The sequence below is a fragment of the Streptomyces sp. DvalAA-14 genome, assembly GCF_900091855.1.
Taxonomy (GTDB): Bacteria; Actinomycetota; Actinomycetes; order Streptomycetales; family Streptomycetaceae; genus Actinacidiphila.
On the sequence record NZ_FMCH01000504.1, the window covers coordinates 26,446 to 38,410 of the forward strand.

The following is an 11,965-nucleotide window of genomic DNA, read 5'->3' on the forward strand; positions in this document are numbered from 1 at the left end:
CAGCCGAAACCGGCCGCCCCGGAGCACCGCCATCCCCTATCCCTGCGCCGGCGGACGGTTCATCGGCTCCGTTGAAGGCGGATGGGCGGGAAGATCGGCCACCACGCGGCGCAGCGGCAGCTCCAGGCGTCGTCCGGGGACCGCCCACCGCGCCAGGGAGCGCTTGGCGGCCTGGGCACGGTGGTGAGTCATGCCCGGCAGGTACAGGGCATCGACAAGGAGGGCCGCCGCGTCGGCCGAGTCGATGGCGAGGGTGAAGACGCGCCGCTCGTTGTGGCGGACGCGGAACCCCGCCGTGCCCAGCAGAGCGGCCAGTCCGTCGCGGGCCCGCGGGTTGGGCCACGGCTGGCGGACCGCGCGCAGGGCTGCCATCACCCGCAGCCAGCCGACAAGGCCGGACGCGGAGAGCCCGGACCGGGAGGGCACCAGCGCCGCGAGCGTCCCTCCGGGTCGCAGCACCCGCCGGACCTCCCGGAGCACCCGCGGCAGGGGGGTGACCACCGGCAGGCACATGGCCGCGCATACGGCGCCGACGCTCCCGGTGGCGGCCGGCAGCCGGTCCGCGCCGGCCCGTACCAGCGGTCCGCGGCCACGGCGCGCCGCCACGGCGAGTTCCGCGGCCGAGGAGTCGATGCCCACCCAGTCGGCGTCGGTCAGTTCGTCGCGGGTGGGTGCCGAGCCGCAGGCCAGATCGAGCAGGGTGCCGGAAGTGCCGTGCAGCACTTCGGCAAGCCAGGCGTAGGGGGATGTGTCGGCCAGCAGGAAGAGCTGTTCGGTGATGCCGGGGTGCGCCTGGTGGTAGGCGGCGACGAAGCGCCGCCAGTCCAGTTCGTCCATCCAGCCCTCTCCTTCGGTCCCACCCATGGGTGACCGCTCGCACTGCCCTCTCCATCGCGAACCCTGCCCGGCCGCCTTCTGCATTCCGTTGCGAACACGCCGGAAGCGGACGGATGACGCGGGACGGCCACCGTGCCCGTGATCATGGGGTCGAACAGGGAATGCCCCGACGGTGTCGGCCGGTCTCCCTCACGCGCCCACGACGGCGGACCGACGAGAAAGCCTGAAGCATGAATAGGTACGACCTGGTGGTCATCGGCGGCGGCAGTGCCGGCCTGACCGCAGCGCGCACCGCCGGGCGTTTCGGCGCCCGTACGCTTCTCGTCGAGCGGGACCGGCTGGGCGGGGAGTGCCTGTGGAGGGGGTGCGTCCCGAGCAAGGCGCTGCTGCACGTGGCCGCCGACGTCCAGGCCGCCCGGCGCGCCGCCGCCTACGGGCTCCCGCCGGCGGACGGCCCCGTCGACCTGGCGGCGGCCATGAGCGAGGTGCGGCGGGCGATCGCCGCGATCGAGCCGTACGATGCGGCCGCGGCGCTCGCCCCGCTCGGAGTCGACGTCGCACACGGCACGGCGTCCTTCAGCGGCCCGAGAACGCTGATCGTGGGTGAGCGGGAGGTCTCCTTCCGGTATGCGGTGGTCGCGACCGGCTCCTCGCCGGTTCTGGTGCCCGTCCCCGGCCTGGCGGAGGCCGGACCGCTGACCAGTGACACCGTCTGGGAACTGTCCGAACTCCCGCGGCGCCTGGTGGTGCTGGGGGGCGGTGCGGTCGGGTGCGAGCTGGGCCAGGCGTTCACCCGGCTCGGCTCGCAGGTCACCCTCGTGGAGGCGGCGGACCGGCTGGTACCCCGTGAGGAACCCCGTGCCTCACTCGTGCTGGGGGAGCGGCTGAAGGCCGAGGGCGTCACCGTCCGGACCGGCTACCGCGCGGTGAGCGTCGATGCCGGCGCCGTGCATGGGCCCGGCGGCCCTCTGCCCTACGACGCGCTGCTGGCCGTCACGGGCCGTCGCCCCGCCACCCGGGGTCTGGGGCTGGAGGCGGCCGGTGTCGAGCTGACCGAGAGCGGCGATGTTCGCACCGACGGGCGGCTGCGTACCACCAACCACCGTATCTACGCCGCCGGAGACGTGACCGGCCGTTCTGCCTTCACCCACCTGGGCGGTACCCAGGGCGGGTCGGCCGCCACCGACGCGCTGCTCGGGGTGCGCCGTCCCATCGACTACCGCGCGGTGCCCCGGGTGACCTTCACCGACCCCGAGATCGCCCGGGTCGGACCGACCGCCGGCGAGGCGCGCGAGAAGTACGGCGACACAGTCCGCGTCCACACCTTGGAGAACGACCGGGTCGACCGGGCGGTCGCCGACGGCCGTACCGAGGGCTTCACCACCCTGGTGCTGGGCCCGCGCGGGAAGGTCGTCGGTGCCACGGTGGTGTCTCCGCGGGCCGGGGAGACCATCGCCCACCTGGCGGCGGCGGTGCGTCTGGGCTGGACGGCCGCGGAGTACGCCCGCACCGTGCACCCCTACCCGACCTACGCCGACGGGCCCTGGCACACGGCCCTGGCCGATGTCTACGCCGGTCTGGCCCGGCGCGGCGGCCCCATCGGCGCGCTGCTGAAACTCCGCAGAGGGGCGAGCCGATGATCCTCCGCGACGTTTCCGGGCGCCGTCCACGCGGCGACGGCGCCGAATCCGCTGGCTCCGCTCGGCGCGATGCCTTGGCCCGGGGCTTCCTGCCGTGCACCGCGGCTGTTTCGGCACGTACGCCGCTCAGCCGCCGCGCTGATACGTCCTTGCCGGGGACGCCCTGATGCCGCTGTACGCCCGGCTGCCGCGGCGCGGACCGCGCCGGGCCCGGCCCGCGCCCCCCGCCACCCGGTCGGCCTTCGCGGCTGCCCGGACCCAGCAGGAGAACATGTGATGCCGGTCATCGCCGCGCTGCGAGCCCTCGAGCGTGCCACCCGCCCCTACGACGCCGAGTTCGCCGCGGCCATGCGACGCCGCTGGGCGGAACTTCCCGATGTCGCCAGGACCCCCGGCCAGATCCTGGGCCGGCACGGCGTCGGCTGCGAGGGCACCCATGGCGTCTTCCCCAAATGCAACCTCAAGTGCACCCCCTGCTACCACTCCCGCGACGCCAACCAGGTACGCGTTGACGGCCCTCACACCCACGAACAGATCACCGCGCAGATGGGACTGCTGCGTGAGCTGCGCGGGCCACGCGCCCATACCCAGCTCATCGGCGGCGAGGTGAGCCTGCTCGCCCCCGACGACCACGCCGCCGCGCTGGCGATCATGCGGGACCACGGCCGGGAACCCATGAGCTTCACCCACGGCGACTTCGACGACGACTACCTCACCCGCCTCGCACTCGGCCCGGACGGCACCAAACGCTTTGCCCGGCTGTCCTTCGCGGCACACTTCGACAAGTTCATGTACGGCCGACGCGGCATCGAACGCCCGCCCGACGAGGAGTCCCTCAACCCGTACCGGGCCCGGTTCGCCGCCATGTTCACCCGGCTGCGGCGCGAGCACGGGGTGCGGTTCTTCCTCGCCCACAATATGACGGTCACCTCGGGCAACCTCCACGAGATCGCGCGGGTGATTCGCGACTGCCATGCCATGGGCTACGGCATGTTCTCCTTCCAACCCGCCGCTTTCCTCGGCGACGAGCGCCGCTGGAAGGAGGATTTCCGCGAGGCGACCCCGGACGCGGTATGGGCGGAGATCGAACGAGGTGCCGGAACCCGGCTGCAGTACCGGGTCCTTGAGAACGGCGATGTGCGCTGCAACCGCACGGCCTACGGATTCTACGTCGGCCGCCGGTGGTACCCGTTCCTCGACGGCGACGATCCGCGCGACCTCCGCGTACGCGACGTGTTCTTCCGCCGCTTCGGGAAGATGACCTTCACCGGTACCCCGCCCGCCCTCCTTGCGGTCAGGGTGCTGCGGGTGGTGGCCCGGTACCCGTCCGTGGCGGTGACGGGCCTTGGCTGGCTCGCCCGCACCGTCCGCCGGGTCGGGCCGCTGCGGCTGGTCCGCGAGCGGATGCGGGTGCGTCCGGTCACCTTCGTCATGCACCAGTTCATGGACGCCGATGTCGTCGCCCCGGCCTGGGAGATGATGCGGCGTGGCAAGCAAGCCACCGAGCCCGGGCTGCGCGAGACCCAGGAACGGCTGGCAGCCTGCCACTACGCCATGGCCCATCCCGAGGACGGCACCCTCGTGCCCGCGTGCGTGCAGCACGCCGTGCTCGACCCGGCGGAGAACGCGGCGCTGCGCAGCCTGCTGCCGATCGTCGAGGTCAGTACCCGGCCGGCCGCTCAGCGGTCATGCGACCGAAGGGGAAATCATCCATGCGCATAGGGGTGATCACCGGTTCCGGCAGTTACGACTGGCCCTGCCTGGAGGAGGCGGTCGAGCGGACCGTCACGACCGACCACGGCGCGGTCACCGTCACCGAGGGACGCCTCGGGGCCACCGAGATCGTGCAGGTGTCCCGGCACGGCGCCGCCCATCACCGGCTCTCCAGCCAGGTCGACCACAAGGCGAACCTGGCCGCACTGCTGGCCCGTGCGGTGGAAGCCGTGGTGTCCTTCACCGTCTGCGGCTCCCTCGACCCCGACCTGCGACCGGGCTCCCTGGTGGTCTTCGACGACTTGTACTTCCCGGCCAACCGGCTTCCCGACGGGACCCTCTGCTCCTGGTACGACATGCCCGGAGTGGCAGGCCGCGGCCACTGGATCTTCGACCGGCCCTTCAGCGAGCCGCTGCGCCGGGCTCTGATCACCGCCGCCGGGCAGACCGGGGTTCCGGTCGCGACACGCGGCGTCTACGGGCACGTCGACGGCCCCCGCTTCAACTCACGGGCGGAGGTGGCCGCCCTTGCCTCCGCGGGCGTCAGCGCCGTCAGCCAGACCGCCGGCCCGGAGGTGGTGCTGGCCGGCGAGGCCGAACTCCCCATGGCGCTGGTGGGTTTCGTCACCGACTACGCCAACGGCGTCGCCACCGAACCGGAACCGGTGCAGGCACTGCTGGATCGCATGGCGGAGAGCAGGGAAGTCTTCGCCACGCTGGCCGGGCACGTGCTGCCCGCACCGGGCAGCCTGAGCGGGGCCGGTTTCGTCCACCGGTTCGACGGGTGAGCGCCCCTGCCCGCGGGGATGTCCCCGCGATCCTGTTCATGGCGAAGCCAGCCCGACCGGAAACGGCCGAGGCCCGGCGGCATCGCGGGTCCGCTGCGTCCACCGCCGGGTCCGGACACCCCGAGGGCGCCGCCGCACTGCTGCCGGACCCGGCGCCGCCCGCGCCGACCGCCGCTGCGCCCCAGTTCACGGAGAGCCCATGAACCAGGTGTCGATCATCGTCCCGGTACTCAACGAGGAGGCCACGATCCACGGCGCGCTGAGCCGCCTGCGCCGCGGGTTCCCCGATTGCGAACTGATCGTCGTGGACGGCGGCTCCACCGACGCCACCGTCGAACTCGCCGCGCCGCTGAGCACCGTGATCGCCGGTGAGCGCGGCCGGGCCCGGCAGATGAACGAGGGGGCCCGGCACGCGTCCGGTGACATCCTGTGGTTCGTCCACGCCGACACCGCCGTCGATCCCGACGCCCTGAGCCAGATCAGGGTCGCACTCGCCGACCCGGCCGTCGTCGGCGGCGGCCTCAGTCTCCGCTTCGACCGCCGGACACCCGCGCTGAACTACCTGGCATGGACGTCCAACGCCCGTGCCCGCCGCCTCCACCACATCTTCGGCGACCAGGCCATGTTCATCCGCCGTACCGACTTCGACGCCCTGGGCGGTTTCCCCGCACTGCCCATCATGGAGGACCTGGAGATGTCACGGCGTCTGCACAAACGCGGGGCGCTGAGGGTGGTGCCGGCCACCTCGACGGCCTCCTCACGCCGCCTGACCGCGCACGGGACCTGGCGCATGATCGCCTTCATGCAGTACCTGAAACTGCTCTACTTCGCCGGCGTCGACCCCGAAGCCATCCAGGTCCGATACACCGCGGGCCCCCGCCTCTTCCCGAACGGATCGCTGAGAACGGCGCCGGCCGGCCGCAGTTGACAGCGCCCGCTCCCTTCCCATCGACACCTTGGAGACCGACGCCATGCGCATCGCAGTCTGCGGAGGGCCCTACGGGAATCCGTACGCCCTGCAGTCGTTCGTCGACGATGCCCGCGCCCGCGGCGCCGAGCGGCTGTTCTGCCTGGGCGACCTCGGCGGCTTCGGCGCCGAGGTGAACGCGTTGTGGCCGATCCTCACCGACAACGGTATCGAGTGCGTCGCCGGGAACTACGACGTGGCCGTCGCCCGCCGCGACACCGACTGCGGCTGCGGCTATCGCGACCCGAAGGACAACGAGTACGCCCAGCTCGTCTACGACCACACGCTCGCCACCACCAGCCGTGACTTCGCCGCCCACATGGGCACCCTGCCCACCGAGCTCCGGGAGACGATCGACGGCGTCGACGTCCACATGGTTCACGGCTCGACACTGGCGCTGAACGACTTCTGGTGGGAGTCGCTCCCCGAGGAAGAGCACCGCCTGCGGGTCGACGCATCCGGAGCCGACGTCGTCCTGTGCACCCACACCGGTCTGCCCTGGCAGCGACGCATCGGCGATACCCTCGCCGTCAACGTCGGCGTACTCGGCAAACCCGCCAACGACGGGCGCCGCGAGGTCTGGTACGCGATCCTCGACGTGTCCGACGGGCACGTCGCCGCCGAACTGGTCCCGCTCGCCTACGACTGGCAGGCGCAGGCCCGCTCGATGCGCGGCGCCGGGCTCCCCGAGATCTTCGCCGAGACCATCGAAACCGGCTGGTGGACCACCTGCCTGGAGGTACTGCCGCCGCTCGAGCGCTCCCGGGGCCGCTACCAGCTCTACCGCTCCGTCCTGCCGTCGCGGTTCCGGCCGACCGACGACGGCTGGGGTGACAGCGCGCCGCAGGCCATGGAGGGCGACCGGCCGGTCGTCCCGCTGTTCGGCACCCCCTACTTCCCGTCGCGGTTGTGGATCTACACCAACTTCCACTGCAACCTGGCCTGCCGCTACTGCGCCGTCGCCTCCTTCCCCAAGGCTCTCGCCCGCACCCTGCCCGCCGACACCTTCCGCGCCCTCGTCGACGAAGCCGTACAGGCCGGATTCAGCGAGTTGTACGTCACCGGTGGCGAGCCGTTCCTGCACCCGCACATCACCGGCCTCCTCGACTACGCCTCGGCCGAACTCCCCACCGTCGTCATGACCAATGCCATACTGCTACGAGGCCGCCGCGCGGCTCCCCTCGGGGCGCTGGCCGGCCGCAAGCTCACCGTCCAGACCTCCCTGGACGGTGCCAGCGCTGCCACCCACGACGCGCAGCGAGGGGAGGGCTCCTGGCGACGCACCATGGACGGCATCCGCCACTTGATCGACCTGGGCCTGCCCCCGCGCGTCGCCCTCACCGAAACCACCGGCAACGCCCACGAGATCCCCGCCGTCGCCGAGCTGCTGGCCGGACTCGGCCTGCCCGCCGACCACTTCGCGGCACGGCCGCTGCTGCGCCGCGGGTTCTCGGAAACCGGCGCGGAAATCGGCGCGGACTCCAGCGTCCCGGAGCTGACCGCCACCGCCGACGGACTGCACTGGCACCCGGCCGGCGCCGACCTCGCCACCAGCCCCGACCTGCACCTCGCCCCCGCCGGCACCCCGCTCACCACCGGCCAACAACTCGTCACCGAACGCTTCTTCGCCGCCCGCCTCATCGACGGCACCCTGCCCCGCCCCGTCCACTGCGCCGTCTGACCGCCTCAACAGCTTCCTGCTGCCCTCCGGCTACGAGCAGGCAACCTCTGACGCGGACGAGAACGGCAGCGGGATCGCGCGGAAGACGTGGTCCGGATCGAAACGGCGTTTCAGCGCGAGCAGCCGCTCAGTGTTCGGACCGTATGCGTGCGCGATCTGCGTGACCTCGTCCGTTCCGAGCAGGTTGGGGTAACCGCCCGGTAGCGCCTCGGGCTCGAGGGCACTGCTCAGGTCGCCGGCCCAGGCGCGGTGGTCCGCCGCGCGGGCGTCGCCCGGTTCCCAGAGGGCAATGATCTCGACCATGAGGTGCGGGTCACGGTTGCCGAACGCCGTCCGCGTCACGGGTACCCGTGCCGCGGCGCCGTGCAAGCAGTGCAGGGACACAGCCGAACAGGGCGAGGTCAGGCCGGAGCCTGCGAGGTGCAGCGCGTCGCGCACTCCCGTGGTGAGCGCCGGTACCCAACGAGAACGGATCTCCGCGTGCCGTCCGAAGGGGAACTGCGCGTCGATGGCGGCGAGTTTCTCCGGCATGGTGGTGGGGAGGAGTTGGGAGAGCAAGGGCGTGCCGAGGGTGTCGAGCCGCGCGAGCTCGCGTTCCCCCGCCGCGGTGTCGTCGCCACTCCAGGTGGGCGCCAGGAACACCACGGGGTCGCCGCCGGGACCCGGCAGGACACCGAACTGCACGGTCAGCTCGTCGGGTGCCCCGGGCACGATGTCCGCCAACCCGGCCAGTACGGTCGCCGCCTGGTCCCAGGGGTACATGACGATGCCGGACAGGAGCGTCGGCACCCGGTGCAGGCGAATCCGCATCGAGGTGACGAGGCCGAAGTTCCCGCCGCCGCCGCGCAGCGCCCAGAACAGGTCCGGCTCCCGTTCTTCGTCCACGGAGACGACCGAACCGTCGGCGAGCACCAGGTCGGCGGACAGCAGGTTGTCCACAGCAAGGCCGAAACGACCGCTGAGCGGTCCGTAGCCACCGCCGAGCGTCAGACCTGCCATGCCCACGGAGCCGGCGGTTCCGGTCACCGCCGTCAGGCCGAAGGGCTCAGCGGCGCGCGCGACATCGAGGGCCGTGGCCCCTCCCGACACCTCGGCGACCTCTGCCGCGGGGTGGACCGTCACCCGGCGCAGGTCGGTGAGGTCAACGGTCAGACCGCCGTCGCTCAGTGCCCTTCCGGCCCAGTCGTGGCCGCCGCCTCGCACCGACAGAGGCACACCGAACTCCCGTGCGGCCAGCACTGCGTCGCGGGCCTCGGACGGATCGACGCACCGGACGATCACACCCGGGCGGGAGGCCACAGCGCCGTTCCACAGCTGTCGGGCGGCGTCGTAGCCAGGCCCGGTGGTGACCACCCGCCCAGCGGGGATGGTCCGTTGCAGGGTCTCGACCAGCCGGCCGAGTTGTTGGCGCGTGGCCACAGTCATGACACCTCTCCTTGAACATCTCGACAAAGGCTTGCTGAAAACGGACCTGTGTCAGCCGTTCCGGCTCCCTCCGCGGTCGCCGCCGCGGGCCGGCGACAGGCGTCCACGGCGGCCGATGGGCCCTCGTGTGGGGCCGGGACACGTGTCACCGCGTGCTGCGGGCGGCTTCCTCGATCACGTGCGTGACTACGTCGGGACGGCTGATCATCACGGCGTGGGAGGAGTTGACCTCCTCGGTGTGCGAACCCGCTCGCTCGGACATGAACCGCTGGACGTCGGGAGTGATCGCGTGGTCCTGACGGGTGATCAGGCTCCAGGAGGGCACGGTACGGAAGGCTTCCGCGACGCTGGCGTCGGAGACCGCCCTGGTGTTGGCGGGCCGCTGGACAGCCGCCAGGTCGGCGGCCGCGGTCGGGTCGACATCGCCGACTTCCCTGAAATGGGCCGGGTCGATGGACACGTCCGTACCGTCCGGGACGGGAGTGGAGATCAGCGGGATGGGCGACGAGGACTTGGCAGCCAGCTCGCCCACCGTCTCGCCCTGCGCGGGGATGAAAGCGGCGATGTAGACCAACGCCTTGACATCGGGATCCGAGGCGCCGGAGTTCGTGATCACGGCGCCCCCGTAGGAGTGGCCGACCAGCACCACGGGCCCGTCGATGGTGGCCAGGTAACTCGAGACGTAGGCGGAGTCGCTGGTGAGTCCCTGCAGCGGATTGGCGATGGCTCGGACCGGGTAGCCGTCCTTGCGCAGTCGTTCCATCACCGGTGACCAACTGGACGAGTCCGCCCACGCGCCATGGACGAGCACGACGGTCGGCTTCGGGGAAGACACGTCGCCGGTCGCCACCGCCAAGCTCGGAGCGGAGGCGGCACCCAGCAGGACCAGAGCGCCCGAGGAGAGAGCGCCGGTGATTGCGGCGCGGCGTGCAATGCGGATTCCCATGATGTTTCCTTTCGACAAACGGCCTTGCGCGCGGAGCGTGCATTTCAGTGCAAGAAGCCCTCGTAGTTGCGCTGTTCGAGCTGGCTTTCGATCTGCCTCACCGTCTCCAGGCCCACCCCGACGATGATCAGGATGCTCGTCCCGCCGAACGGGAACTGCTGGCTTGCCCCGGTCACGGCCAGCGCGATGGTGGGCACGAGAGCAATGAGCCCCAGATACAGCGAGCCCGGCCAGGTGATGCGGTTGAGTACGTAACGCAGGTAATCGGCGGTCGGCCGCCCGGCCCTGATCCCCGGTATGAAGCCTCCGTACTGCTTCATGTTGCCGGCGACCTCGTCCGGGTCGAAGGTGATCGCGACATAGAAGAAGGCGAAGAACACGATGAGCAAGGAGTACACGGTGATGTAAAGAGGATGGTCGCTCTTGGACAGATTCTGTGCGATCCAGGCCTTCCATCCTGCATTGCCGTGGGCGAACTGCGCTATCAATGACGGGATGTAGAGAAGTGACGAGGCGAAGATAACCGGGATGACGCCCGCCTGGTTCAGCTTCAACGGAATGTAGGTGGCTGTGCCGCCGTAGGAACGGCGGCCGATCATGCGCTTCGCGTACTGCACCGGGATGCGACGCTGGGCCTGCTCCACGAACACCACAAGGCCGACCAGGACCAGCGCCACGAGAATGACGCCGCCGAACTCGATCCAGCCGTCGGCCAGAGTCCCTTGCTTCTTGATTGCCCACAGGGCGGAGGGGGTTGTGGCGGCGATCGAGATGAACATCAGGATCGACATGCCATTGCCGATGCCGCGGTCGGTGATGAGCTCACCGAGCCACATGACCACAGCCGTACCAGCGGTCATGGTGATAACCATGGTGATGTTCGTGAAGATCGAGCGGTCCGGAACGATCCGGCCGGCCACCGGGCAGTTCTGAAACAGCGAGCCGCTGCGTGCGGTGGCCACCAGGCCGGCGCCCTGCAGGACGGCCAGCCCCACGGTCAGGTAGCGGGTGTACTGGGTGATCTTCGTCGTACCGGCCTGGCCCTCCTTCTTCAGGGCCTCCAGGCGCGGGATGACCACGGTCAGCAGTTGCAGGATGATGCTGGCGGTGATGTAGGGAAGGACACCGAGCGCGAAGATGGTGATCTGCAGCAGGGCGCCTCCGCTGAACAGGTTGACCAGTCCGAACAGCCCCTGACTGCCCGAGGTCTGGTCCAGGCACTGCCGGACCGCCCGGTAGTTGACGCCCGGGAGCGGGACGTGGCTCCCCAGCCGGTACACCACGATGACACCGAGCGTGAAAAGCAGCTTCCTGCCCACGTCGGGCGCCTTGAATGCGTGGGCGAACGCGACGAACACGGTGCCTCCCGCGACCCGACGGGCCCCTCAGGTAGAGTTAACGTTCTGTCTCGCAGCAGTCTCGTCCGTCGCTTCCCTGCTGTCAATACTGAACGTTCTCTCTTGCCTTGCGGTGGCTGTGGAGGTCGCCGGGTGCCTGAACACGCAAAACGGGAGCACCGGAGCGGCCATCGCTCCGGTGCTCCCAACGCAACGCCCGCGCCTCAGGTCAGGCGGTCCGGGAGTCCTCCACCTCGGAGAACAGGCCGGTGAACCCGACCTTCAGACCTGTGAGTTGCTCGAAAAAGGCACCGCCTTCCGGCGTGGTGACGGCCCGGGAGGCGGCGTCGTAATCGTCGAAATAGAGGTCGAGCGTTCGGTGTGCGGGAGTCGGAGTTCCGTCCTCCTTGGGCCACACCTTCGCGGATTCGATTCTCGCCAGCCCGGGCAGGGCGGCGGCACGACGCGCGAGCGCGGGGAACTCGGACTCGAACGCGGCGGCATCGGCCGGGTTGTCGATGATCAACGTAATCTTTGTCTGCATGATTTTCTGCTCCTGACGTTGCGATCGATATCGGCGTGCTTCGGCCATTGATAACGATAGAAGACACATTCTGATACATCGTGAGGT

At 70.4% G+C, this 11,965-nt stretch carries 10 protein-coding genes; 5 read left to right on the forward strand and 5 right to left on the reverse strand.

The window, feature by feature from the left end; translation table 11 throughout:
* Nucleotides 1-36: 36 nt before the first annotated feature.
* Nucleotides 37-837, reverse strand: coding sequence for a class I SAM-dependent methyltransferase (locus GA0115240_RS27145; protein ID WP_161302492.1), 801 nt, complete (start codon nucleotides 835-837; stop codon nucleotides 37-39).
* A gap of 230 nt (nucleotides 838-1,067) precedes the next feature.
* Between GA0115240_RS27145 and GA0115240_RS27150 the strand changes: the two genes are divergently transcribed.
* The 5 genes from GA0115240_RS27150 (at nucleotide 1,068) to GA0115240_RS27170 (ending at nucleotide 7,626) form a co-directional block, all read left to right on the forward strand.
* Nucleotides 1,068-2,477: a dihydrolipoyl dehydrogenase family protein gene (locus GA0115240_RS27150; RefSeq protein ID WP_093740623.1), complete on the forward strand. Its 1,410-nt coding sequence runs from the start codon at nucleotides 1,068-1,070 to the stop codon at nucleotides 2,475-2,477.
* A 276-nt stretch (nucleotides 2,478-2,753) separates the two neighbouring features.
* Complete coding sequence (locus GA0115240_RS27155; protein ID WP_093740625.1) at nucleotides 2,754-4,199, forward strand: radical SAM domain-containing protein; 1,446 nt, start codon at nucleotides 2,754-2,756, stop codon at nucleotides 4,197-4,199.
* Entirely contained in the window at nucleotides 4,190-4,978 is a 789-nt protein-coding gene (locus GA0115240_RS27160) for an MTAP family purine nucleoside phosphorylase (RefSeq protein ID WP_093740626.1), read from the forward strand. The genes GA0115240_RS27155 and GA0115240_RS27160 overlap by 10 nt, the downstream gene beginning before the upstream one ends.
* A gap of 199 nt (nucleotides 4,979-5,177) precedes the next feature.
* Nucleotides 5,178-5,906 carry a TIGR04283 family arsenosugar biosynthesis glycosyltransferase gene (locus GA0115240_RS27165; RefSeq protein ID WP_093740628.1) on the forward strand — a complete coding sequence of 243 codons (729 nt, stop codon included), beginning with the start codon at nucleotides 5,178-5,180 and terminating at the stop codon, nucleotides 5,904-5,906.
* A gap of 43 nt (nucleotides 5,907-5,949) precedes the next feature.
* Entirely contained in the window at nucleotides 5,950-7,626 is a 1,677-nt protein-coding gene (locus GA0115240_RS27170) for a radical SAM protein (RefSeq protein ID WP_093740630.1), read from the forward strand.
* Nucleotides 7,627-7,656: 30 nt separating this feature from the next.
* Here the strand turns inward: GA0115240_RS27170 and GA0115240_RS27175 are convergent, their stop codons facing one another.
* The 4 genes from GA0115240_RS27175 to GA0115240_RS27190 form a co-directional block, all read right to left on the reverse strand.
* The gene (locus GA0115240_RS27175; protein WP_093740632.1) at nucleotides 7,657-9,051 is read right to left on the reverse strand and encodes an FAD-binding oxidoreductase; all 1,395 of its coding nucleotides are present in this window, start codon (nucleotides 9,049-9,051) and stop codon (nucleotides 7,657-7,659) included.
* 145 nt (nucleotides 9,052-9,196) lie between these two features.
* Nucleotides 9,197-9,997, reverse strand: coding sequence for an alpha/beta fold hydrolase (locus tag GA0115240_RS27180; protein WP_093740634.1), 801 nt, complete (start codon nucleotides 9,995-9,997; stop codon nucleotides 9,197-9,199).
* A 44-nt stretch (nucleotides 9,998-10,041) separates the two neighbouring features.
* Nucleotides 10,042-11,355, reverse strand: coding sequence for a preprotein translocase subunit SecY (secY, locus tag GA0115240_RS27185; RefSeq protein ID WP_093740636.1), 1,314 nt, complete (start codon nucleotides 11,353-11,355; stop codon nucleotides 10,042-10,044).
* 208 nt (nucleotides 11,356-11,563) lie between these two features.
* Nucleotides 11,564-11,926 (reverse strand): hypothetical protein, encoded by a 363-nt coding sequence (locus GA0115240_RS27190; RefSeq protein WP_202451790.1) that lies wholly within the window; start codon nucleotides 11,924-11,926, stop codon nucleotides 11,564-11,566.
* Nucleotides 11,927-11,965 lie beyond the last annotated feature (39 nt).